The 21,785-nt window shown below is 73.6% G+C and carries 17 protein-coding genes and 1 pseudogene; 8 read left to right on the top strand and 10 right to left on the bottom strand.

Annotation, left to right across the window (positions count from 1 at the left end; genetic code table 11):
* Positions 1–91: 91 nt before the first annotated feature.
* Positions 92–1,108, top strand: a complete 1,017-nt coding sequence (locus tag ACIQCJ_RS33660) for a TAXI family TRAP transporter solute-binding subunit (RefSeq protein ID WP_402713620.1) — start codon at positions 92–94, stop codon at positions 1,106–1,108.
* Between the two features lie 97 nt (positions 1,109–1,205).
* Here ACIQCJ_RS33660 and ACIQCJ_RS33655 read toward each other — a convergent pair whose 3' ends face one another.
* Both ACIQCJ_RS33655 and ACIQCJ_RS33650 read right to left on the bottom strand, forming a co-directional pair.
* Positions 1,206–2,696: a HAMP domain-containing sensor histidine kinase gene (locus tag ACIQCJ_RS33655; protein WP_355338176.1), complete on the bottom strand. Its 1,491-nt coding sequence runs from the start codon at positions 2,694–2,696 to the stop codon at positions 1,206–1,208.
* A gap of 18 nt (positions 2,697–2,714) precedes the next feature.
* Positions 2,715–3,482: a response regulator transcription factor gene (locus tag ACIQCJ_RS33650; protein ID WP_355338173.1), complete on the bottom strand. Its 768-nt coding sequence runs from the start codon at positions 3,480–3,482 to the stop codon at positions 2,715–2,717.
* Between the two features lie 299 nt (positions 3,483–3,781).
* Between ACIQCJ_RS33650 and ACIQCJ_RS33645 the strand changes: the two genes are divergently transcribed.
* Positions 3,782–5,488, top strand: a complete 1,707-nt coding sequence (locus ACIQCJ_RS33645; RefSeq protein ID WP_391163795.1) for an FAD-dependent monooxygenase — start codon at positions 3,782–3,784, stop codon at positions 5,486–5,488.
* A 198-nt stretch (positions 5,489–5,686) separates the two neighbouring features.
* Here ACIQCJ_RS33645 and recX read toward each other — a convergent pair.
* The 3 genes and pseudogenes from recX to ACIQCJ_RS33630 all read right to left on the bottom strand — a co-directional run.
* Positions 5,687–6,298, bottom strand: a pseudogene (gene recX, locus ACIQCJ_RS33640) (recombination regulator RecX); the annotation flags it as partial.
* Positions 6,255–7,388 (bottom strand): recombinase RecA, encoded by a 1,134-nt coding sequence (gene recA, locus ACIQCJ_RS33635; protein ID WP_355338167.1) that lies wholly within the window; start codon positions 7,386–7,388, stop codon positions 6,255–6,257. The pseudogene recX and the gene recA, both read right to left, overlap by 44 nt.
* A 237-nt stretch (positions 7,389–7,625) precedes the next feature.
* Positions 7,626–7,820, bottom strand: coding sequence for a DUF3046 domain-containing protein (locus ACIQCJ_RS33630; protein WP_188286122.1), 195 nt, complete (start codon positions 7,818–7,820; stop codon positions 7,626–7,628).
* A gap of 101 nt (positions 7,821–7,921) precedes the next feature.
* On the opposite strand from ACIQCJ_RS33630, the gene ACIQCJ_RS33625 reads away from it, so the two are divergent.
* Complete coding sequence (locus ACIQCJ_RS33625) at positions 7,922–8,824, top strand: hypothetical protein (protein WP_391163794.1); 903 nt, start codon at positions 7,922–7,924, stop codon at positions 8,822–8,824.
* A gap of 94 nt (positions 8,825–8,918) precedes the next feature.
* On the opposite strand, the gene ACIQCJ_RS33620 is transcribed toward ACIQCJ_RS33625, so the two are convergent.
* Genes ACIQCJ_RS33620 through ACIQCJ_RS33610 form a run of 3 tightly spaced genes read right to left on the bottom strand, consistent with a single transcriptional unit; the run spans position 8,919 to position 10,970 of the window.
* The gene (locus tag ACIQCJ_RS33620) at positions 8,919–9,245 is read right to left on the bottom strand and encodes an AzlD domain-containing protein (protein WP_355338161.1); all 327 of its coding nucleotides are present in this window, start codon (positions 9,243–9,245) and stop codon (positions 8,919–8,921) included.
* Positions 9,242–10,117, bottom strand: a complete 876-nt coding sequence (locus tag ACIQCJ_RS33615) for an AzlC family ABC transporter permease (RefSeq protein ID WP_402713615.1) — start codon at positions 10,115–10,117, stop codon at positions 9,242–9,244. The genes ACIQCJ_RS33620 and ACIQCJ_RS33615 overlap by 4 nt, the downstream gene beginning before the upstream one ends.
* Positions 10,118–10,121: 4 nt before the next feature.
* Positions 10,122–10,970: an AraC family transcriptional regulator gene (locus ACIQCJ_RS33610; RefSeq protein WP_355338155.1), complete on the bottom strand. Its 849-nt coding sequence runs from the start codon at positions 10,968–10,970 to the stop codon at positions 10,122–10,124.
* A 105-nt stretch (positions 10,971–11,075) separates the two neighbouring features.
* Between ACIQCJ_RS33610 and ACIQCJ_RS33605 the strand changes: the two genes are divergently transcribed.
* Positions 11,076–15,719: an ATP-dependent helicase gene (locus tag ACIQCJ_RS33605; RefSeq protein ID WP_402713613.1), complete on the top strand. Its 4,644-nt coding sequence runs from the start codon at positions 11,076–11,078 to the stop codon at positions 15,717–15,719.
* A gap of 240 nt (positions 15,720–15,959) precedes the next feature.
* Here ACIQCJ_RS33605 and ACIQCJ_RS33600 read toward each other — a convergent pair whose 3' ends face one another.
* Both ACIQCJ_RS33600 and ACIQCJ_RS33595 read right to left on the bottom strand, forming a co-directional pair.
* On the bottom strand, positions 15,960–16,556 hold the full coding sequence (locus ACIQCJ_RS33600) for an ankyrin repeat domain-containing protein (RefSeq protein ID WP_402713611.1): 597 nt from the start codon (positions 16,554–16,556) through the stop codon (positions 15,960–15,962).
* A gap of 132 nt (positions 16,557–16,688) precedes the next feature.
* Complete coding sequence (locus tag ACIQCJ_RS33595; RefSeq protein ID WP_401725296.1) at positions 16,689–17,255, bottom strand: heme-binding protein; 567 nt, start codon at positions 17,253–17,255, stop codon at positions 16,689–16,691.
* A 255-nt stretch (positions 17,256–17,510) separates the two neighbouring features.
* Here ACIQCJ_RS33595 and ACIQCJ_RS33590 point away from each other — a divergent pair, with 255 nt between their 5' ends.
* The 4 genes from ACIQCJ_RS33590 (at position 17,511) to ACIQCJ_RS33575 (ending at position 21,403) form a co-directional block, all read left to right on the top strand.
* Positions 17,511–18,944, top strand: a complete 1,434-nt coding sequence (locus ACIQCJ_RS33590) for a histidine kinase (protein ID WP_402713609.1) — start codon at positions 17,511–17,513, stop codon at positions 18,942–18,944.
* Positions 18,945–19,006: 62 nt separating this feature from the next.
* Positions 19,007–19,669, top strand: a complete 663-nt coding sequence (locus ACIQCJ_RS33585) for a LuxR C-terminal-related transcriptional regulator (protein WP_402713694.1) — start codon at positions 19,007–19,009, stop codon at positions 19,667–19,669.
* A gap of 99 nt (positions 19,670–19,768) precedes the next feature.
* Entirely contained in the window at positions 19,769–20,572 is an 804-nt protein-coding gene (locus tag ACIQCJ_RS33580; protein ID WP_391052271.1) for a DNA-formamidopyrimidine glycosylase family protein, read from the top strand.
* Between the two features lie 33 nt (positions 20,573–20,605).
* The gene (locus ACIQCJ_RS33575; protein ID WP_391052274.1) at positions 20,606–21,403 is read left to right on the top strand and encodes a glucose 1-dehydrogenase; all 798 of its coding nucleotides are present in this window, start codon (positions 20,606–20,608) and stop codon (positions 21,401–21,403) included.
* Positions 21,404–21,785 lie beyond the last annotated feature (382 nt).

Here is a 21,785-nt window from a genome sequence, read left to right as displayed (position 1 = left end):
GTCGCCGGGGCCCGGCGCCCCCGCCTTCCCGGGACCGGCCGCCGCCGACCGCCCTTCCCCGATTCCCGCCCGGCTGGCAGGATCCCCATGCATGGACCTCCCCCGCCCCGTCGTACGCCTGCGCGATGCCGCGCTGGGCAGGCGGCGGCGCGTGCTCCAGGCGCTGCTGGCCGGGGTCTCCGTGCTCGCCCTCCTGCTTTGGTGGCTGCTGCCGAACGCGGGGCCTTCGTATCCGCGGGCGCCGATGTCGCTGGCCACCGGGGTCGCCAGCGGGGTGTACGAGAAGTACGGGCTGCTCCTCAAGGGCGATCTGCACACCGCGCTGCCGGGAGTGCGGGTCAATCTCGTGCACACCGAGGGCTCGGTCGACAACATCAAGCGGGTGGCGTCAGGACGGGCGGACTTCACCATCGCCGCGGCCGACGCCGTCGCCGATTACAACGGTCCAGGCAAGGACCAGTTGCGCGCCTGCGCCCGGCTCTACGACGACTACATGCAGCTTGTCGTACCGAGCGATTCCACGGTGCGGTCCGCGCGCGATCTGCGCGGGCTGCGGGTCGGGGTCGGCCAGGCGGACTCCGGGGTCAAACTGATCACCAGGCGGCTGTTCGCGGCGGCGGGTCTGGACATCACCAAGGATGTGGACGCGATACCGGTCGGCATCGACCAGGCGCCCGCGATGCTGCGCGACAAGCAACTGGACGCGTTCTTCTGGTCGGGCGGGCTGCCGACCGCCGCCGTGGCCGAGATGGCGCACTCCTCGCCGGGCATCAAGCTCGTCCAACTCGGCGACCTGGTGGCGAAGCTGCATTCCATGGGACCGCAGATGGCGTACTACCGGCAGGCCGTGATGCCCGCCGACGCGTATCCGCAGGCGCAGAAGGGGCAGGCGATCGCCACCATCGCCGTCGCCAATCTGCTGGTCACCACGGACCGCGCGAACACCGGCCTGGTCGAACGGCTCACCCGTGCGGTGATCGACAGCCGGGACGCGATCGGCAAGGAGGTGCACGCCGCGCAATTGGTGGACCTGCGGACCGCGGTGTTCACCGATCCGCTGCCGCTGCACGTCGGCGCGGAGCGGTACTACCGGTCGGTGAAGCCGTAGCGGGTGCTCCGCCGCGACCTCGGCCGCGCCGCGCGCTCACCCCGCCGCGCACTCCGTGGTCATGATCAGACGGTCGTACGATCCGACAACCGGACGGTCACACCCCGACCGGCGCCGTCCTCGGCACCGTCAGGATGACCTCCAGGCCGTGCGGGTCGCGCCGCCCGTAACTGATGGCGCCGCCGCCCTGGCTCAGCAGGGCGCGGGCGATGGACAGGCCGAGGCCGGAGCCGTGCACATTCTGGTGGCGGGCGCTGCGCCAGAAACGATCGCCGATCCTGGCGAGTTCCTCGTCCGTCAGACCGGGGCCGCTGTCGGCGACGGAGATCGCGGTGCGCTGGTCGTCCGCCGCCACGCGCACATGGACGGCCTCGCCGCGCGGGGTGAATTTGATCGCGTTGTCGATCACCGCGTCCAAGGCGCTGGACAGCGCGACCGCGTCGGCCCACCCGGTCACCTTGAGCGCCGCCCGCTCCCCCGGGCTCTCGCCCGCCCGCTCCCCCGCGCTCTCGCCTCCCCGGTCCTCCGAGTCCTCCCCCTCCACCGTGAACTCCACGGAGATTCCCGCCTGGTCGGCGACGGGTCGCCAGGCCGCCGAGCGGGTACGGGCGAGCGCGGCGAGATCGGTGACGGCCAGATGACTGCCGGAGCGTTCGGCGAGCGCCAGGCCCAGCAAGTCGTCGAGCACCTGGGCGAGCCGGTGCCCCTCCTCCTTCACCGCCTCGGCCTCGTCGTGGCCGTCGGGCAGTTCCAGGCCGAGCAATTCGATCCGCAGCAGCAGTGCGGCGAGCGGATTGCGCAACTGATGCGACGCGTCCGCCACGAAGGCCCGCTGCTGGTCGAGGACTTCCTCGACGTTGTCGGCCATTTCGTTGAACGAACGGACCAGGCGGCGGAGTTCCGGCGGGCCGCCCGCCGTTCCGACACGCGACTTCATCCGGCCGGTCGCGATGTCGTGGGTGACGCGGTCCAAGGTGGCGACCGGAAGCAGCACCCAGGCGGTCAGGCGGACGGCGAAGAGCACGGCGATGGCCATCGCCGCCAGCTCCCCGGCCGCCAGCAGCAGCCAGCCGTGCAGGATGCGGGAGCGCAGCGCGCCGGTCGGCGAATCGGTCACGACGACGGCGACGACGTCCCCGTCCCGGACGATCGGCGAGGCGATGGCGAGTTTGCGGGTCTGCCACGGCCACACCTGGCGGGGGTCGTGGGTGCGGCGGCCGAGCAGCGCCGAGTTGTAGGCGTCGAACAGCTCGCCCTCGTCCGGCACCTTCCAGTCGCCGGGCGCGGCCGCCATCGCGGTGCGGTCGCGGTAGAAGACTCCGGCGTCGATGCCGTACAGCTCTTTGTAGCGGGTGAGTTCGGTGCGCAGGGTGTGCAGCCGCTCGTCGTCGGCGCTGTCCACGGCGGTCTGTTCGTCCCGCGCGGTGACGTACTGCGCGAGCGCCGCGAAGCGCGTGGTGTCGTCGATGCGGTCGACCACGACGCGCTGCTGCTGGGACGCGGCCTGGCTGGCGGCCAGCGGGAAGCCGAGGGCCAGCAGGACACCGGCCATCAGCACGATGAGCAGCGGGAGCAGGCGGGAGCGCAAGGTGGTGGCCTCGACGGGTCAGCCGACGGGGACGACGAGCCGGTATCCGACCCCGCGCACCGTCTCGATCATCGCCGGGGTCCGCAGTTTGGAGCGCAGGGACGCCACATGGACCTCAAGGGTGCGACCCGTACCCTCCCACGCGGTGCGCCACACCTCGCTGATGATCTGCTCCCTGCGGAAGACGACACCCGGCCGCTTGGCGAGCAGCGACAGCAGGTCGAACTCCTTGCGGGTGAGGGCGATCAGATCGCCCTCCACGGTGACGCGGCGGGTGGACAGTTCGATGGTGACCGTGCCGAGCAGCAGTTTGGCGCTCTCCTGCGGGCCGGTCTCGCCGGTCCGCGCGGCGGCCAGCACTCCGGTGCCCGCGACGGTCGCGCCGGTGGCCGTCGGCCCGGCGGCGCCTTGCGCGTTCAGCGGCGGGCGGCGGCTCACGGCGTGGATCCGCGCCAGCAGCTCGCCCGTGTCGTACGGCTTCACCACGTAGTCGTCCGCGCCCAGGTTGAGGCCGTGGATCCGGGAGCGCACGTCGGCCCGCGCGGTCACCATGATCACCGGGGTCGCGGTACGGCGGCGTATCCGGCTGCACACCTCGAAACCGTCCTGGTCAGGCAGCCCCAGGTCGAGCAGGACACAGTCGTACGCGGGGCCGTCGCCGGGCAACAGCGCCTGGATCGCCTCCTCGCCGCTGCGGGCGTGCCGCACGTCGAAGCCGTGCTTGCCGAGGACCGCGGAGAGGGCGGAGGCGACCCTGTCGTCGTCCTCCACGAGGAGCAGTCGCATCGTCAACCTCCCTGTTCATTCGGTCTTATGATCATTTCGGCTGATCGTGTTGTTCGTGTGCGGTAGCGGTACCTGTGGACCGAATCCACGCCGATCGGCACGTGGTGCGTCAAGGCCCTACCGGCTCGCGCGGTGGACCGTTACCGACCCGGTACGCACCGGAAGTGCCCGAGGGCGCGCACGGGGCACGGAGGGCGCGTGGAGCGGCGCACCGCGCCGAGGCGGGACCGTCGCTTGACGTGGGAAGGCGCAGTGGGTTGCATACGCTTTGTGACCGCACTTCTTCCGGGGGCCTCTCCATGGACCCGGTGATCGTCGCGGGGGCGGGTCCCGTGGGCCTGGCCCTCGCCCTCGCTCTGGCCCGCCGCGACGTCCCCGTCATCGTCCTCGACGAGGCGGAGGCACTGACCGATGCCGACGGGTTACGGCGCCCACGCACCGCGGTCCTCGGCCCCGACACGGTCGCGTTCGTCGAACGGCTCGGCTACGCCGGTGTCCGCGGCGACGGAGCCTCCTGGTCGGCCTGGCGCACATTGCGCCGTCGTACGGAAGTGCTGCGCGTCGAATTCGGACCGCAGGACTCCCCCACGCACATCGCGCAGCACCAATTGGAGCGCGGCCTGCGCGACGCGCTGCTCGCCTGCGGGTCGGTGCGGATCGTGCCGGGCTGCCGGGTGGACGCCTTCGAGCAGGACGGTCTCGGGATCACCGTGCACACCCGCGGGTCGCACGACACCTGGTGGCGCGGCAGTTTCCTGGTCGGCTGCGACGGTCCCCGTTCGACGGTCCGCAAGCTGACGGGCGTACGTTTCCCCGGCCGCACCGCCGTCGACCGGCACGCGGTGGCGGTGATCCGCGCGGAACTCCCCGAACCGGGTGTGGCGTTGCTGCACCGCGACCCGCCGGGGGCGCCCGCGGGCCAGGAGGTGACGGCCCGTCCGTTGCCGGACGGCCTGTGGCGGCTGGACTGGCTGCTGCCCCCGCAGGGACGGCTGCTCACGTCCGACGCGCTGGTGGAACGGCTGCGGTCCACGCTCACCGCCTGGTGCGGCAGCGTCGTCCCGTACGAACTCGTCGGCTCGGCCGACTATCCGGTGCACCAGCGGCTGGCCAGGCGCTGGCGCAGGGGGCGGGTCTTCCTCGCGGGGGACGCAGCACACCTGATGGGCGCGCTCGGAGCGCAGAGCGTCGAGGAAGGGCTGCGGGACGCGGAGAATCTGTCCTGGAAGCTCTCGCTGGCCTGGCACGACGGCGCGTCGAAGATACTGCTGAACAGCTACGAGGCGGAGCGGCGCGGCGCGGTCGGCGCCCGGTTGCGCGCCACCGACCAGGCGCTTCCGCTGCTGCGGGCCAGTGGCGCGTGGCAGACGGTACGGCACGCGGTGCTGTCGGGCTCGGCGCGCGGCCAGGCGGAGCTGCTGACCGACAGCCATCTCGGCCGGGGGTCCGCCGCCGCGTCCTCGGTCTACGGGCGCTCGCCGCTCGCGCTGCCCGCGCCGCGCTCCGGTGGCGGCAAGTCCGGGCCGTCGCCGCTGGTCGCCGGGTGCGACACGCCGCCGGGCGGTGCGGTGACCGATGTGTCGGTGACCGCGCTCGACGGCACCGTCGGACGGCTGCGGGACCGGCTCGGCCGGGGGTTGATCGTGGTGCTGATCGCGCCGGGTACCGGGGTGTGGGACAGCCGTCACTGGCTGACCGCCGGGCTCATGCCCCGGCTCGCCTCCGCGGTCGCCGCGCTGCCGACCCGCGCGGAGCTGGTCGTCGCCGAGACGTATCCGGGGGCGACCGCGCACAGTGTGCTGCTGATCCGGCCGGACGGACGCCTGGTCACGGCGATGGTGGGCTGCCGCCCCGCGGAGCTGTACTCGTACGCCGACCTGGCCCGCGGCGGTCCGCCGGTGCCGGCGGGCAGCGAAGGTACGGAGCCGGACTCCGACGACGGTGACGGTGAAGGCGGCGGGCCCGGCGGCGCGGCGGGCACGCGGGTCAGCGGGCACACCCGGTAGCGGCCGGCCCGGGTACGCCCTGCCGGACGGTCACCGTCAGCCCGCCGGGGCTGCCGGTCACCGGCACCGTCTCCCTTGGCGGATGGTCCCGGTGCCGGACGGCGGGGCGGTTTTCGGAGGCCCTGGCGGCAGGGCGACGTCCGGTGGCGGGGCCTTCGTACTCCCTCGCCTTCCAGGATTCCGCCGTCCTCGCCGCCGTCACTCCCACGGCTCCTCTTCGAGCTCCTCCTCGACGCCCTCGGCGGCGAGCGCTTCCCGCACCACCCGGAGGGCCAGGCCCTCGGAGTAGCCCTTGCGGGCGAGCATGCCCGCGACGCGGCGGATCCGCTTGTCGCGGTCCAGCCCGCGGGTGCCCGGCAGCCTGCGGCGTACCAGCTCGCGGGCGGTCTGCTCCTCCTGGTCGTGGTCGAGCAGTCCGACCGCTTCGTTCACCAGCTCCGCGTCCACTCCGCGGTGGCGGAGCTCCTGCGCGAGGGCTCGGCGGGCGAGACCCCGGCCGCGGTGCCGGGACTCCACCCAGGAGTTGGCGAACGCCTGGTCGTCGATCAGCCCCACGTCCTGGAAGCGTTCCAGGACGTGCTCGGCGACCTCGTCCGGGATCTCGCGCTTGCGCAGGGCGTCGGCGAGCTGCCTGCGGGTGCGGGGCGTCCCGGTGAGCAGGCGCAGGCACAGCGCCCGCGCCTGCTCCTCGGGATCGAGCGGCGGCTCTCGCGAGGCCCTCGACTCGGAAGAGCCGCCGCGCTCAGGGGACCTGCGCGCCACGGCGTCAGGCCTTGGCGGCGGTCGCCTTGGTCGCCTTCGCGCCCTTGGGCGCGGGGACCTCGGCCTTGGGCGCGTCGGTCTTGGCCACGGCCGCGGGTCCTGCCGCGTCCGCCCCGGGCTGTGCGCCCGGCGCCTCGACCTTCGGCACGCCGACGCCGAGCTTCTCCTTGATCTTCTTCTCGATCTCGTCCGACAGGTCGGGGTTGTCCTTCAGGAAATTGCGCGCGTTTTCCTTGCCCTGACCGAGCTGGTCGCCCTCGTACGTGTACCAGGCGCCGGACTTGCGGACGAAGCCGTGCTCGACGCCCATGTCGATCAGGCCGCCCTCACGGCTGATGCCGTGGCCGTAGAGGATGTCGAACTCGGCCTGCTTGAAGGGCGGCGCGACCTTGTTCTTGACGACCTTGACGCGGGTACGGTTGCCGACCGCCTCGGTGCCGTCCTTGAGGGTCTCGATCCGGCGGATGTCGAGCCGGACGGAGGCGTAGAACTTCAGCGCGCGGCCACCGGTGGTGGTCTCCGGCGAGCCGAACATCACACCGATCTTCTCGCGGAGCTGGTTGATGAAGATGCAGGTGGTCTTGGTCTGGTTGAGCGCGCTGGTGATCTTGCGGAGGGCCTGGCTCATCAGACGGGCCTGGAGACCCACGTGCGAGTCGCCCATCTCACCCTCGATCTCGGCCCGTGGCACGAGGGCTGCCACGGAGTCGACCACGATGAGGTCGAGAGCGCCGGAGCGGACCAGCATGTCCACGATCTCCAGCGCCTGCTCGCCGGTGTCCGGCTGGGACAGGATCAGATTGTCCGTGTCGACGCCGAGTGCCTTGGCGTAGTCGGGGTCCAGCGCGTGCTCGGCGTCCACGAACGCCACCGTGCCGCCCGCCCGCTGGGCGTTGGCCACCGCGTGCAGGGTGAGGGTCGTCTTACCGGAGGACTCCGGGCCGTAGACCTCCACCACTCGGCCGCGCGGCAGTCCACCGACGCCGAGTGCCACGTCAAGAGCGGTCGATCCGGTGGGGATGACTTCGATGGGTTCGTTCGGCCGGTCGCCCAGGCGCATGACCGCGCCCTTGCCGAACTGCCGTTCAATCTGCGCGAGCGCGGCGTCGAGCGCCTTCTCGCGGTCGTTTCCTGCCATGGGCTCCACCCGGGATGTCTGGTTCGATCGCTTCACGTCCACGACGCTAGCGCCTGGCACTGACAACGCGCCCGGCCGTCGCCCCGTGCTGTGGATAACTCCGGCGGAAACACGCTTCGTCACCACGGAAATCCACCCGGCACAAGCCATAAGAATGGATGTTCGAATTTGATGTCAAGCGACCCGCCGGGGGTGTCGGGCCACTCCTGAATCCGTCGCTCCGCTCGCGACGCCGCGTCAGCGCTTGGCGGCGGGCACGTCCATCGAGGCGCACACCGCGCGCCAGACGTCCTTGGCCTCCCAGCCGTCGTCCAGCGCCTGATGCACCGTACGGCCGCCCAATTCGGCCATCACATGGTCCCGCGCGAAGGAATCGGCGTACGCGTCGCCGAAGTGCGCGCGCATCCGCTCCCAGAAAATCGTCAACCGCATGACTGCCAGTATCCCGCGCCCGCACGCGTACCGTCACACAGCCGGGTGGCTCCTCGGCTCAGCCGTGTTCCAGGCCGCCGCGCACGCCCTAGGGTGCGCGCATGCCAGCAACCCCGCTAGGTCGCGCCGAGCAGTTCGTGTGGCTCACCGCCCGTGTGCTCGAGCAGCGCAGGTTCGCCTTCCACTTCCTCGACGGCGACGGCGACGCGGTCGAGACCGCGCTCGACGCGTACCGCAATGACGACGCCGGATACGGCCACGCGCTGGAGCCCGACCTGCGCGGCCCGGTGAGCCAGCCGCTGCACGTGGCGTACGCGCTGCGGGTGCTGGACGAGATCGACCGGTGCAGGGGCGGCAGGGCCGAGCGCATCTGCCGCTATCTGACGGCGTGCTCGACGGCGGAGGGCGCGCTGCCCGCGGTCGACGCGTCCTTGCGCGGCTATCCGTACGCGCCCTGGATGCGGATCTCCGACGACCCGCCCGGTGACCTGCTCGCCACCGGGCCCGTGGTGGGGCTGCTGCGGCGCAACGAGGTGTGGCACGCGTGGCTGTTCAGGTCGACGGACTTCTGCTGGGCGGCGATCGACGCCCTGGACCGGACGCATCCCTATGAGGTGCTGGCCTCGCTGGCGTTCCTGGCCTCGGCGCAGGACCGGCCGCGTGCGCAGGGCGCGGTGGAGCGGCTGGGACGACTGGTGCGAGAGCAGGGTCTGGCGCTGCTGGAGCCCGAGCGCGCCGGGCGGGTCGCGCCGCCGACCGGATACGCGCCGGGCGAACACCACTTCGCCCACGACTTCGCGCCCTCCCCCGACTCGGCCGCCCGGTCGTGGTTCACCGACACCGAGATGGAACGGTCGCTGGACCATCTCGCGGGGCAGCAGGGCGACGACGGCGGCTGGCCGATCACCTGGCGCGAGTGGGCGCCGGGCTCCGCCCTCGAAGGGCGGCCCATGGTGACGATCGAGGCGCTGCGGACGCTGCGCGCGTACGGCCGTCTGGGCTGACGGCGAGGCCGCGCGGGTAAGGGGCGCTGATCCAGGTGCCCGGTCCTTACGCCGGTGACCGGGCACCGGATGTCGCAGAGGACCGGCCCGTGGCTCACATGCCGGAGACGGCCCGTACGGCCGCGGTCACGACGACGGCCGCGGCCACCACCACGAGGAAGGGCGCCCGCAGCAGGAGGGCGACGGCCGCTGCCGCGAGCCCGGCCGAGCGCGCGTCCACGGCCAGCCGCAGTCCGCTGGTGCCGAAGGTCTGGAGGGCGGTGAGCGCGGCGAGGAGCGCGATGGGCACGAGCGCGGCGAGGCGCTTGACCACGGGGCGTTCCAGCAATCCCGCCGGTACGGACAGGCCCAGCAGTTTGACCGCGTAGCAGCCGAGGGCCGTCACGATGACGGCGATCCAGGTACTCGCTCCTGTGCTCATTCCGCTGTCTCTCCCTCTTCGCGTGCCGGTGCCGATGCCGATGCCCGTGCTGGTGCCTTTGCTGGTGCCTGTGCTGGTGCCCGTTCCGGCTTCCGTACGGTTCCTGACGCGTCCTCTCCGGTGCGCTTCGCGCGGGTGACGGCCAGGACGAGGGGCGCTGCCAGGGCGGCGACCAGGACCGGGACTCCGGCGGGCAGGAGTGGCAGGCAGACAAGGCCGAGGAGGACGGCGACCGCGGCGACCGCCCGTTCGGCGCGCCCCTTGACCATGGGGGCGAGGAGCGCGAGGAAGACGGCGGGGCCTGCCGCGTCCAGCCCCCAGGAAGCGGGGTCGCCGAGCGCCGAGGCGCCCAGGGCGCCGATGAGGGTGGTCAGATTCCACAGGGCGTAGAGGCTGCCTCCGGTGACGGTGAAGCCCAGCCGCGCGGAGGCGCGGTCCTTCTGCGCCAGCGCGACCGCGGAGGTCTCGTCGATGACCCACTGCGCGGCCAGCGGCCGTATCGCGGCGGGCAGGCGGAGGAGTTGGGAGAGCCGGAGCCCGTAGAAGGCGTTGCGGGTGCCGAGGAAGAAGGCTCCCGCGGCTGCCGCGAAGGGGTTGCCGCCCGCCCCCAGGGCGCTGACCAGGGCGAATTGCGACGCTCCGGTGAACACCAGCAGGGACAGGGCGCAGGTCTGGGCGAGTGCGAGCCCGGCTCCGGCGGAGGTCACGCCGAAGGCGAAGCCGGAGAGCCCGACGGCGACGCCCACCCCGAGGGCGTCGCGGACGACCTGGGCGCGCGCGGAGCGTGGCTGCCGGTCCGCCGGCCCGGTGGATTCTCTGCGGTCGGCGGATTCCGCGGGTTCTGTGGCTATCGGATGTCCCGTCACCCGCATGAGGCTAGGGACGGCGGGACGGCGGGTCTTGTACGTTCTTGCGCTCGCGTTGGTATGCGCCGGGCGGGACGCCGACGATCCGGGCGAAGTGCCGGTTGAGGTGGGGCTGGTCGGTGAAGCCGACGGCGGCGGCCGTGTCGGCCGGGCTGACGCCTGTGTCGAGCAGGCGGCGGGCGGCCCTGACCCGCTCGCTGGTCAGCCAGGCGTGCGGCGGCAGCCCGTAGGCGGCCTTGAAGGCGCGCAGCAGGGCGAAGGGGCCGGTGCCGACCTCACGGGCCAGTTCCTCCAGGCTCGGCGGGGCCGCCAGGCGGGTGGCCAGCAGGTCGCGGGCGCGGGCCGCGACGCCCGCGCCCGCGACGGGCGCGGGTCCGAGGGCCGCGGAGTTCGCGTGGCGGGCGAGCATCCGGGCGACGACGAGGCGCAGCTGCGTGTCGGCGGCGAGCGCGTTGTCCCCTTCGGCGGCGCGGTGGACGTCGGCGATCATGCGGGCGGTCACGGGGTCGTCGAGCACCGAGGCGTTGAAGGAGGGGGTGCCGCGCAGCGCCGTGGTCTCCGCGGCGACGGCGGCGACCACGGCGGGCGAGGGGTAGAGGACCCGGTAGCTCCAGCCCTCCTCGACGCCCGCGTAGGCGGTGTGCGGGGTCTCGGGGTTGATCAGGACGACTCCGCCCGCGCCCGCCCGCTCGGCTCCGCCGGGCAGCCCGATGCCCTCGACGCCTCCGGTGACCGCCGCGATCACGTAGCTGTCGTGGGCGTGCCGGGTGAAGGTGTGCCGGACATAGCGGGCACGCAGCAGGTCGACTCCGGGCAGTCCGGGGTGTTCCCAGTACCTGGCCTGCTCTCGCACCGTCACACGGCCATTGTGGACCGGTGGCGGGCCGGGGCGTCCAGCGAGTTATCCACAGGCTGAGGGGTCGGCCGCCGCGCGGTGTCGGTGCGGCGAGGCAGGATGGATGCCATGTCCAGTCGCAGCAGTCTCGACGCGTTCTCCCCGGCCACCCGCGCGTGGTTCACGGGGGCGTTCAGCGAGCCCACCGACGCCCAGGCCCGGGCGTGGTCGGCCATCGCCGAGGGCTCCGACGTGCTGGTCGTCGCGCCGACCGGCTCCGGCAAGACGCTGGCGGCCTTCCTCGCCGCCCTGGACCGGCTGGCCAGCACCCCGCCGCCCGCCGAGGCCCGCCGCAGGTGCCGGGTGCTGTACGTGTCGCCGCTGAAGGCGCTCGCGGTGGACGTCGAGCGAAATCTGCGCAGCCCGCTCGCCGGGCTGCGGCAGGAGTCGGTACGGCTGGGACTGCCGGAGCCCGAGGTCCGGGTCGGCATCCGCTCGGGCGACACGCCTCCGGCGGAGCGGCGGGCGCTGGTGACCAGACCGCCGGACATTTTGATCACCACCCCCGAATCGCTGTTCCTGATGCTCACCTCCGCCGCGCGGGAAGCGCTGAGCGGGGTCGAGACGGTGATCCTGGACGAGGTGCACGCGGTCGCGGGCACCAAGCGCGGGGCGCATCTGGCGCTCTCCCTGGAGCGGCTGGACGAGTTCCTTGACCGGCCCGCCCGCCGGATCGGGCTGTCGGCGACCGTGCGGCCGGTGGACGAGATCGCCCGCTATCTGTCGCCGCGCCGCAAGGTGACGATCGTCCAGCCGCCGTCGCAGAAGCGGTTCGACCTGTCGGTGGTCGTGCCGGTGGAGGATCTGGGCGAGCTGGGCGGCTCCCCGGTGGCCGAGCACACCGGGCCGGCGGCGGGTCCCGCCGAGCGGGCCTCGATCTGGCCGCATGTGGAGGAGCGGATCGCCGACCTGGTGCAGGCGCACCGCTCCACGATCGTCTTCGCCAATTCGCGCCGTCTGGCGGAGCGGCTGTGCAACCGGCTCAATGAGATCGCCTACGAGCGGGCCGAGGGCGAGGCGCTGCCCGAGGCGCACTCCCCCGCCGAGATCATGGCCCAGTCCGGCGCGGCCAAGGGCACGCCGCCGGTGCTGGCCAGGGCACACCACGGCTCGGTGTCCAAGGAGCAGCGGGCCCTGGTGGAAGAGGACCTGAAGGCGGGGCGGCTGCCCGCGGTCGTCGCGACCTCCAGCCTTGAGCTGGGGATCGACATGGGCGCGGTCGATCTGGTGGTGCAGGTGGAGTCGCCGCCCTCGGTCGCCTCCGGTCTGCAACGGGTCGGGCGCGCGGGGCACCAGGTGGGAGCGGTCTCCACCGGGGTGGTCTTCCCCAAGTACCGCGGTGACCTGGTGCAGTCCGCCGTGGTGACCGAGCGGATGCGGCAGGGCGCGATCGAGTCGCTACGGGTGCCCGCGAATCCGCTGGACGTGCTGGCCCAGCAGATCGTGGCGATGACCGCGCTCGACACCTGGGACGTGGACGACCTGCTGGCCCTGGTGCGGCGTGCGGCGCCGTTCTCGGCGCTGCCCCACTCCGCCTACATCGCGGTCCTCGACATGCTGGCCGGGCGCTACCCCTCGGACGCCTTCGCCGAGCTGCGCCCGCGCCTGGTGTGGGACCGGGTGGCGAACACGGTGACCGGACGCCCCGGCACCCAGCGGCTCGCCGTCACCTCCGGCGGCACGATCCCCGACCGCGGGCTGTTCGGGGTGTTCCTGGCGGGCTCCGACCCGAAGAAGGGCGGCGGCCGGGTCGGGGAACTGGACGAGGAGATGGTGTACGAGTCCCGGGTCGGGGACGTCTTCACCCTGGGCACCACCTCGTGGCGCATCGAGGACATCACTCGCGACCGGGTCCTGGTCTCGCCCGCGCCGGGAGTGCCGGGACGGCTGCCGTTCTGGAAGGGCGACCAGCTCGGCCGCCCGCTCGAACTCGGCCGTGCGCTGGGCGCGTTCCTGCGCGAGGTGGGCGCGCTGGCACCGGAGCGGGCCAGGGAGCGGCTGACGGCGGCCGGTCTCGACACCTGGGCGACGGACAATGTGCTGTCGTATCTGGCCGAGCAGCGGCAGGCGTGCGGTCATGTGCCGGACGACCGGACGATCGTGGTCGAGCGGTTCCGCGACGAGTTGGGCGACTGGCGGGTCGTCATCCACTCCCCCTTCGGCGCGCAGGTGCACGCGCCGTGGGCGCTGGCGCTCGGCGCGCGGCTCCAGGAGCGCTACGGCCTGGACGCCCAGGCGATGCACGCCGACGACGGGATCGTGCTGCGGCTGCCGGACGCCGACTTGATGGGCCTGGACCTGCTGGACTCCGATCCGGTGCTGCGCGGAGCGGAGTTCGACCCCGAGCAGTCGCCGGTGGGCGCGGCGGATGTCGCGTTCGACAAGGGCGAGGTCGAACAGCTCGTCACCGATCAGGTGGGCGGCTCGGCCCTGTTCGCCTCCCGGTTCCGCGAGTGCGCCGCACGCGCCCTGCTGTTGCCGCGCCGCGACCCCGGAAAGCGCACCCCGCTGTGGCAGCAGCGCCAGCGAGCCTCGCAACTGCTCCAGGTCGCCTCGGAGTTCGGCTCCTTCCCGATCGTCCTCGAGGCGGTCCGCGAATGCCTTCAGGACGTCTTCGACGTGCCGGGTCTGGTGGAGCTGATGGGCGACATCGAGGCCCGCAGGGTGCGGCTGGTCGAGGTGACCACACCCGAGCCCTCGCCCTTCGCCCGCTCGCTGCTGTTCGGCTATGTGGCGCAGTTCCTCTACGAGGGCGACTCGCCGCTGGCGGAGCGGCGGGCCGCGGCGCTGTCGCTGGACTCGCGGCTGCTGGCGGAGCTGCTGGGCCAGGCGGAGCTGCGCGAGTTGCTGGACGCCGATGTCCTGGCCGAGTTGGACACCGAATTGCAGTGGCTGACCGAGGACCGGCGGGTGAAGAGCGCCGAGGGGGTCGCGGATCTGCTGCGGGTGCTCGGACCGCTGACCGGCGCGGAGTTGGCCGCGCGGGGCGCGGAGCCGGGTTGGGCGGAGGAGCTGGAGACGGCAAGGCGGGCGATCCGGGTGCGGATCGCCGGGGCGGAACACTGGGCGGCGGTCGAGGACGCGGGGCGGTTGCGGGACGCGCTCGGTACGGCGCTGCCGGTGGGCGTGCCGGTGGCGTTCACCGAGCCGGTGAAGGACCCGCTGGGGGATCTGCTCGCCCGGTACGCGCGCACGCACGGGCCGTTCACGACCAAGGAGGCGGCCGGGAGATTCGGCCTGGGCGCCGCGGTGGCGGACGGGACGCTGCAACGGCTGACGGCGGCGGGCCGTACGGTGCAGGGCGAATTCCGGCCGGGCGGCGCGGGCCAGGAGTGGTGCGACGCGACGGTGCTGCGGCGGTTGCGGCGCCGCTCGCTGGCCGCGCTGCGGCAGGAGTTGGAGCCCGTGCCGCCCGCCACGCTCGGCGTCTTCCTCCCGCAGTGGCAGCACGTGGGCACGCACAGCCTGCGCGGTCCGGACGGGCTGGTGCGGGCCGTGGAGCAGTTGCAGGGCGCGTCCGTACCCGCATCGGCGCTGGAGAAGCTGGTGCTGCCGTCCCGGGTGACGGGCTACAACCCGGCGATGCTGGACGAGTTGACGGCCTCCGGCGAGATCCTGTGGGCCGGGGCGGGCGCCCTGCCGGGCAAGGACGGATGGGTGTCGCTCTACCTCGCCGACAGCGCCCCCCTGCTGCTGCCCGCCCCGCAGCCGTTGGAGCTGTCCCCGCTGCACGAGGCGGTGCTGGCCGCGCTGTCCGGCGGCTACGGTCTCTTCTTCCGGCAGATCGCCGAGCAGGTGCGGGCCGCGGGGCAGGACACCACCGATCCCCAACTGGCCGACGCCGTCTGGGACCTGGCCTGGTCGGGACGGCTCACCAACGACACCCTGTCGCCGCTCAGAGCGCTCCTCGGCTCGGGCCGCACGGCGGGTTCCACCGCGCACCGGGCGCCGCGGGCCGTTCCGCGCGGTCGGTACAGCTCGCTGGCGACCCGCGCCCCGCGTGCGACGGCGTCCCGTTCCGGTCCGCCGACCACCGCGGGCCGCTGGTCCCTCGTACCGTCCGCCGAGCCCGACCCGACGCTGCGGGCGCACGCCCTCACCCACACGCTGCTCGACCGGCACGGCGTGGTCACCCGGGGCGCGGTGGCCGCCGAGGGCGTCGCGGGCGGCTTCTCCGCGGCCTACCGGGTGCTCGCGGCCTTCGAGGAGACCGGGCAGGCCCGGCGCGGCTATGTGGTGGAGGGACTGGGGGCGGCCCAATTCGCCATGGACGGCGCCGTCGACCGGCTGCGCGCCCTGAGCACGGCGCGCGACCGCGAGGAGGAGCACGCCTCCCGCGCCCGTACGGTGGTGCTCGCCGCCGCCGACCCCGCGAACGCCTATGGCGCGGCCCTTCCCTGGCCCGAGCAGCCCGCGGGCGTCACCCACAAACCGGGCCGCAAGGCCGGCGCCCTGGTCGTCCTCATCGACGGAGAGCCCGCCCTCTACGTCGAGCGCGGCGGCAAGACGCTGCTGGCGTGGCCCGACGACGAGATACGTCTCCAGGCCGCCGCGGACGCGCTGGCGCTGGCCGTCCGCGAGGGCGCGCTGGGCCGCCTCACGGTGGAGCGGACCAACGGTGAGTCGGCCCTCACCTCGCCCCTCGGCCGTGCTCTGGAAGCCGCGGGCTTCCACGCCACTCCGCGGGGCCTGCGCCTGCGGGACGGCGGATAGAGCCCGGTCGGACTCAGGGCGGCGGAAGCAGCGGGCAACTGGGAGGGGCAGTCGTGGCGGGCCGGGACCTCGACCTGGCCCCCCCGGGAGTCGCCCCGGTCTGCGGGCCGCCCGGACGCACCCGCCGCCGGGCGCGTCTCGCCCCGCCCTGGGCGACCGGTCGCGGGCTCGCCTCAGCCGGTCGCCCGCCCCGGCGGGGCGGGGCGGGGACCGGCGAGGGGACCGGGGTCTGGGCCTGCGTCAGGTCGCGGCGCGGAGTTGTTGGGCGATGGCGTCGAAGCCACGGCGTTCGGCGTGCTGGAGAGGGGTGACGCCGTCGGCGTCGGGGAGGGAGGGGGAAGCGTGGGCAGCGAGGAGGAGTCGGACGATTTCCTGGTGGTCGGCGCCGCCGTCGCCGAGGATGACGGCTTCGAGGAGGGCGGTCCAGCCGAGGCGGTTGACGTGGTTGACGTCGATGTCGGTCTCGGCGAGGACGGCGCGGACGTAGGCGACGTGGCCGCGTTCGGAAGCGGGGATGACGGAGACGCCGCCGTAGCGGTTGGTGAGGGTCAGGTCGGGGTGCGCGGGCAGCAGGGCGCGCATCATCTCGACGCTGCCGGTCACGCCGGTGACCAGCCAGGGGGTGTCCTGGCGGTAGTCCCGCGCGTTGGGATCGGCTCCGGCGGCGACCAGCCTGCGGGCCGCCTCGGGGTGGTCGGCGAGTGCGGTGAGCAGCAGCGGGGTGCGCCGTTGGTCGTCGCGGGTCTCGATGTCCGCGCCCGCGTCGAGCAGGGCGGTCACCTGCTCCGCGTCGCCGCAGTGGGCGGCGTCCAGCAGCCTGGTGTTCAGGTCGGCCATGCCGGTGTCTCCTCCTTCTCCGGAAAGCTTCTCCGGGTTTTCCCGCTTCTCCGGCTTCTCCGGTGCTTCGGGCTTCCCGCACGTCTCATGTCTGTCGGGCGCCGGGGTGAGTGTCCTCCCGCCCGTCGGCCTTCAATGGCCGAGCGTTGCCGCTCCCGCCCGGGCGAACTGCTCGTCCTGGTCCCCGCTGGGCGCGCCCGCGACGCCGACGGCCGCGACGGGCCCGCTCTTGGCCGTGACCGGAACGGCGCCCGCGAGGAAGAGCGTGCCGGGGATGTCCTTGAGCTGCGGAGTCTGCTGGAGGCGCTGGGAGAGTTCGGAGGTGGGGGCGTTCCAGGACACGGCGGTGTACGCCTTGCGCTCGGCTGACTCGTACGACTGCGGTCCCGCGCCGTCGCCGCGCAGGGTGACGACGGTGTTGCCGTCCCGGTCGACGACGGCGACGGTGACGTGCTGGCCGGCGCGGTTCGCGGCGTCGAGGGCCGCCTGCGCGGCCTTCGTCGCGGCGGCGGTGGTGAGCCGGTCGACCTGACGGGTGTCCTTGCCGTTCGCGGCGGCGCTCGCCGAGGCGGGGGCGGCCTTGCCGGACGCGGCCGGGGCGGCGGCGGTCGCGGAGACGGCGCCGAAGGTGGCCGCGCCGACGGCTGCGACGGCCACGGCACCGGTCAGGACGCGGGTACGGGAGGACATCTTCTTCATGGACGTTCCAACTCCTCGGGTCTGCGGGACCGCCTTTCGCGTTCCCGCCTCTGCCTTCGATCCTCGGGCCGGACCGGGGCCGCGCCGGTCCGCGATACGGATCGCGCGCGCGGGCATGATGGAGGACAGGCGGGTCATCCGATCGGTCGATGCGCGGGCCGTTCCGGCAGGTCACGCTGCGAATGGCGGCCGGTCACCGGGTCGCCTCCCGCACCGCTCGCAGCGCACCGACCCCGCCCTCGACCAGGAGCCCCGATGCACAGCTCGCCGCCGCCCGGCCAGGACCGGGACGCGCCCCCGGTCCCGACCCCGGAGCCGAACCGGACGCCAGAGCCGAACCGGAGGCCGCAGCCGGAGCCGGAATCGGAATGGGAGCTGAGGCCGGAGCCGGCATCGGAGCGGGACCCGGAGCCGAGCCCCGATCCGGACGGCTGGTGGCTGGCGGCGGTCATGAACGGCGCCTTCGTCGTCCTCCTCGCGGGCGCCCTCATCCGCTTCGTCGACCGGCACCCCGGCAGCGGTCGCCTGCCGTGGGTGATCGGGCTGAGCGTGGCACTCACGGTCCTCCAGCTCGCGGGCCGTCGGCCCGGACGGCGACGCGAACCGCTCCCCCGCAGGTGGGAGCTGGCACGCCTCGCCGCCCTCGTCGCCTGCTGGACCGTCGTCGTCCTGCTGGCGCCGAGCTTCGCCTGGTGCGCCGTCCCGCTCATCTACACGGGCCTGCGGTCGCTGCCGACCCGGGCGGCCGTGGCGCTCGTGGCGGTGCTCGCCGTACTCGTCGTCATCGCGGAGTTGCGGCTGGCGGACGGGACGGACCCCAATCTGGTGCTGCTGCCACCCGCCGTCGCCACCCTCGCCACCGCCGTCTTCGTCCACATGCGGCGGCAGACCGGCCGCCAGCAGGCCCTCATCGACGACCTGGTGCGCACCCGCCGCGAACTGGCGGCCACCGAACGGCGCGAGGGCACCCTCGCGGAACGGCAGCGGCTGTCGATGGAGATCCACGACAGCCTCGCGCAGGGCCTGTCCAGCCAGCGGATGCTGCTCCAGGCCGCGGACCGGATCTGGGAGACGGCACCGGACGCCGCCCGCGGCCACGTCCGTACCGCCACCGCCGTGGCCGAGCAGAATCTCGCCGAAGCACGCCGCTTCGTGCACGACCTCGCGCCCGCCGCGCTCGTCGGACAGGATCTGGACGACGCCCTGCGCGCGCTCGCCGCGCAGCACTCCGAAGACTCTGACCGCTCCGAAGACTCCGACCACTCCGAAGGCTCCGACCACTCCGAAGGCTCTGACGACTCCGAGCGCGCTCCGCGCTCCCGGCCGTCGGCCCTCACGGTCCGCTGCCACGTGGAGGGCGCGCCCGTACCGCTCCCGGACCGTACGCGGTCGGCGCTGCTGCGGATCGCGCAGGGCGCGCTCGCCAACACCGCGGAGCACGCCGGGGCCGCCCACGCCACGCTCACGCTGACGTACCTCGACGACCAGGTGCTGCTCGACGTCTCCGACGACGGGCGCGGCTTCGATCCGGCCACCGTCGCCGCCACCGGGGTACGCGGCCACGGGCTGCCCGCGATCCGCGCGCGGGTGGGCCAGCTCGGCGGCACCCTGAGCATCGAGTCAGCCCCCGGCGAGGGCACCGTGCTGTCCGTCGCCGTCCCCCTCGAAGCCCTGGAGGCCGCGCCGTGACCGAGATCCGACCCGTCCGTCTCGTGGTCTGCGACGACCACGCCGTGGTGCGTGCCGGACTGATGGCGCTGCTGGCCAGCGCGGACGGCATCGAGGTGGTGGGCGAGGCGGGCAGCGGCGAGGAGGCCGTCGCGATGGCCGCGAAGACGCGGCCGGACGTGGTCCTCATGGACCTCCAGCTCGGTCCGGGCATCGACGGCGTCGAGGCCACCCGCCGGATCGCCGCCGCCGCGGCCCACGCACCGGCCGAATCCGTTCGGCCGGAGACGCCCGGAACAGCCGCCACGCCCGGAACAGCCGCCGCGCCCGGAACAGGCACGGCGCCCGGCGGCCCGTACGTCCTCGTCCTCACCACGTACGACACCGACGCCGACATCACCCGCGCCATCGAGGCGGGCGCGACCGGCTACCTGCTGAAGGCCGAGCGCCCGGAGGAGCTGTTCTCCGCGATCCGCGCCGCCGCGCAGGGCCGCACCGCGCTGTCGCCGCCGGTCGCGGGGCGCGTGATGGCCCATATGCGCGCGCCGGGACCGCAGTTGACCGCCCGGGAGCGCGACATCCTCGGCCAGCTCGCCCGCGGCCTCGGCAACCGCGACATCGCCCGCGCCCTGTTCATCAGCGAGGCCACCGTCAAGACCCACCTCGGCCGGATCTACGACAAGCTCGGCGTCGACACCCGCGCGGGCGCGGTGGCCGCGGCGACCGAACGCCGCCTGCTCGGCTGATCCCGCACCCGAACCCCCAGCACCCCGCCCCCAGGGGCGCGCCGAAACCGCCGCCGCCCCGACGTGACCCCCGCCCCCGCCCCGCGTCATCATGGACAGATGCCCGAGGGAGACACGGTCTGGCTGACGGCCCGCCGACTGCATGACGCGCTGGCGGGGCGCGCCCTCGTGCGGGCCGACCTGCGGGTGCCGCAATTGGCCACGGCCGATCTGACCGGCCGCCGGGTCCTCGAAGTGGTGAGCCGCGGCAAGCACCTCCTCACCCGGCTGGACGGCGGCGCGACGCTCCACTCGCATCTGCGGATGGAGGGCTCCTGGCACCTGTACGCGCCCGGTGAGCGCTGGCGCGGCGGTCCCGCCCACCAGATCAGGGCGGTGCTGGAGACGGAGCACAGGACGGCCGTCGGCTACCGGCTGCCGGTACTGGCGCTGCTGCCGACCGCGCAGGAGTCCGAGGCCGTCGGCCACCTGGGCCCCGATCTGCTCGGGCCCGACTGGGACCCGGCGCGGGCGCTGGCGCGGCTGGTCGCGGAGCCGGAGCGGGAGATCGCCGAGGCGCTGCTCGACCAGCGCAATATGGCGGGGCTCGGCAATGTGTACGTGGTCGAGCTGTGTTTTCTGCGCGGGGTGACACCGTGGACGGCGGTCGGCGACGTCAGGGCGCCGGAGAAGGTGGTCGCGCTGGCGAAGCGGCTGCTGGAGGCGAACAAGGAGCGCCCCGGCCACATCACCACGGGCGATACGCGGCGCGGCCGTACGCACTGGGTCTACGACCGGGCGAACCGGCCGTGCCTGCGCTGCGGCACCACGGTCAGGACCGACCGGCACGGCAGAGCGGACCAGAGCCGGGTCGCGTACTGGTGCCCGAGCTGTCAGAAAGGTCCGCCCCCGCACGGCAATTGACGCACCGTCAGATACGGTCGTACGGTCGGACTCATGACGGTCACGGCGTACGACCTCAGCGGGCGGGTCGCCCTGGTCACCGGAGCGGCGAGCGGGATCGGCCGGGCCAGCGCGCGGTCGCTGGCGTCAGCGGGCGCGGTCGTGGTGTGCGCGGACCGAGACGAGCCGGGGGTACGCGAGACGGCGGCGCTGATCGATGAGGCCGGCGGGCGGGCCGAGCCCAGGGCGCTCGACGTCACCGACAAAGCGGCTATCGCCCGCACCGTCGCCGGCATCGTCCGGGACCACGGCGGCCTCGACATCTTGGCGGCCGTCGCCGGGATCATGCACAGCAGCGGCGTCCTCGACACCAGCGACGACGACCTGGACCGCGTCCTGGCGGTGAATTTCCGCGGGGTGCTGCACTGCGCCCAGGAGGCGGCCCGCGCGATGGCCGACCGCGGCGGCGGCAGCATCATCACGATGTCGTCCAGTGCGATCGACACGGGCGCGCGCGGCCTGCTCTGCTACAGCGTGTCCAAGGCGGCCGTCGTCCAGCTCACCAAGACCCTCGCCACCGAGCTGGGCCCGCTCGGCATCCGCGCCAACACCGTGGCTCCCGGCTTCATCCGCACCCCGATGACCGCGCACTACGGCACCGGTGCCGACGGGGTGTTCGACGAGAGGGCGCAGGCGCGCGCCGAGGAGTCGCTGGCACGCATGTCCCCGCTGGGCCGGGTCGGCAGGCCCGAGGACGTGGCCCCGGCCGTGCTCTACCTCGCCTCAGACGCCTCCGCCTTCGTCACCGGCCAGATCCTCCGCCCCAACGGCGGGGTGGCCATGCCCTGGTAGGACGCATCCCCGGAATCCGGCGTCGGGCGACAGCCGTCCGGTCCGCACCCGTTCCATCGGCCCCCGCGGAAAGGACGGCCCGTCCGCGTCACCCGCTACGGCCGCCCGCATCCGCCGCTTCACCGTCGGCACCGCGTGCAGCGGTATGAGCCCGAGGCTCCAACCGCCCGCAGCCATCGCGCCCTCCCACGACCCGACGGCCTCCGGCCGTATCCACAGCCGCAGCACCGCCCACCACCACAGCAGCCCGCAGGCGAGCGCGAACAGAACGGCGGCGGAGCGTACGCCCCGGCCGGATCCCGTACGGCGGACGCCGGATTCAGCACCGCGGCCCGCGAATCCCCTACCGCGGACCGGAGAATCGTCCGGCGTCTCCCGGCCC

It is taken from the genome of Streptomyces sp. NPDC093221 (genome assembly GCF_044753885.1).
GTDB lineage: Bacteria > Actinomycetota > Actinomycetes > Streptomycetales > Streptomycetaceae > Actinacidiphila.
Note: the sequence above shows the minus strand (reverse complement) of the source record. Positions and strands in the feature narration are given on the sequence as shown.

What these genes read in the sequence shown, in the direction of transcription:
- ACIQCJ_RS33660 (WP_402713620.1), top strand. Translation starts at nt 92, where the DNA reads ATGGACCTCCCCCGCCCCGTCGTACGCCTGCGCGATGCCGCGCTGGGC.
- ACIQCJ_RS33650 (WP_355338173.1), bottom strand. Translation starts at nt 3,482, where the DNA reads ATGCGACTGCTCCTCGTGGAGGACGACGACAGGGTCGCCTCCGCCCTC.
- ACIQCJ_RS33645 (WP_391163795.1), top strand. Translation starts at nt 3,782, where the DNA reads ATGGACCCGGTGATCGTCGCGGGGGCGGGTCCCGTGGGCCTGGCCCTC.
- recA (WP_355338167.1), bottom strand. Translation starts at nt 7,388, where the DNA reads ATGGCAGGAAACGACCGCGAGAAGGCGCTCGACGCCGCGCTCGCGCAG.
- ACIQCJ_RS33630 (WP_188286122.1), bottom strand. Translation starts at nt 7,820, where the DNA reads ATGCGGTTGACGATTTTCTGGGAGCGGATGCGCGCGCACTTCGGCGAC.
- ACIQCJ_RS33625 (WP_391163794.1), top strand. Translation starts at nt 7,922, where the DNA reads ATGCCAGCAACCCCGCTAGGTCGCGCCGAGCAGTTCGTGTGGCTCACC.
- ACIQCJ_RS33620 (WP_355338161.1), bottom strand. Translation starts at nt 9,245, where the DNA reads ATGAGCACAGGAGCGAGTACCTGGATCGCCGTCATCGTGACGGCCCTC.
- ACIQCJ_RS33615 (WP_402713615.1), bottom strand. Translation starts at nt 10,117, where the DNA reads ATGCGGGTGACGGGACATCCGATAGCCACAGAACCCGCGGAATCCGCC.
- ACIQCJ_RS33605 (WP_402713613.1), top strand. Translation starts at nt 11,076, where the DNA reads ATGTCCAGTCGCAGCAGTCTCGACGCGTTCTCCCCGGCCACCCGCGCG.
- ACIQCJ_RS33600 (WP_402713611.1), bottom strand. Translation starts at nt 16,556, where the DNA reads ATGGCCGACCTGAACACCAGGCTGCTGGACGCCGCCCACTGCGGCGAC.
- ACIQCJ_RS33595 (WP_401725296.1), bottom strand. Translation starts at nt 17,255, where the DNA reads ATGAAGAAGATGTCCTCCCGTACCCGCGTCCTGACCGGTGCCGTGGCC.
- ACIQCJ_RS33590 (WP_402713609.1), top strand. Translation starts at nt 17,511, where the DNA reads ATGCACAGCTCGCCGCCGCCCGGCCAGGACCGGGACGCGCCCCCGGTC.
- ACIQCJ_RS33585 (WP_402713694.1), top strand. Translation starts at nt 19,007, where the DNA reads ATGGCGCTGCTGGCCAGCGCGGACGGCATCGAGGTGGTGGGCGAGGCG.
- ACIQCJ_RS33580 (WP_391052271.1), top strand. Translation starts at nt 19,769, where the DNA reads ATGCCCGAGGGAGACACGGTCTGGCTGACGGCCCGCCGACTGCATGAC.
- ACIQCJ_RS33575 (WP_391052274.1), top strand. Translation starts at nt 20,606, where the DNA reads ATGACGGTCACGGCGTACGACCTCAGCGGGCGGGTCGCCCTGGTCACC.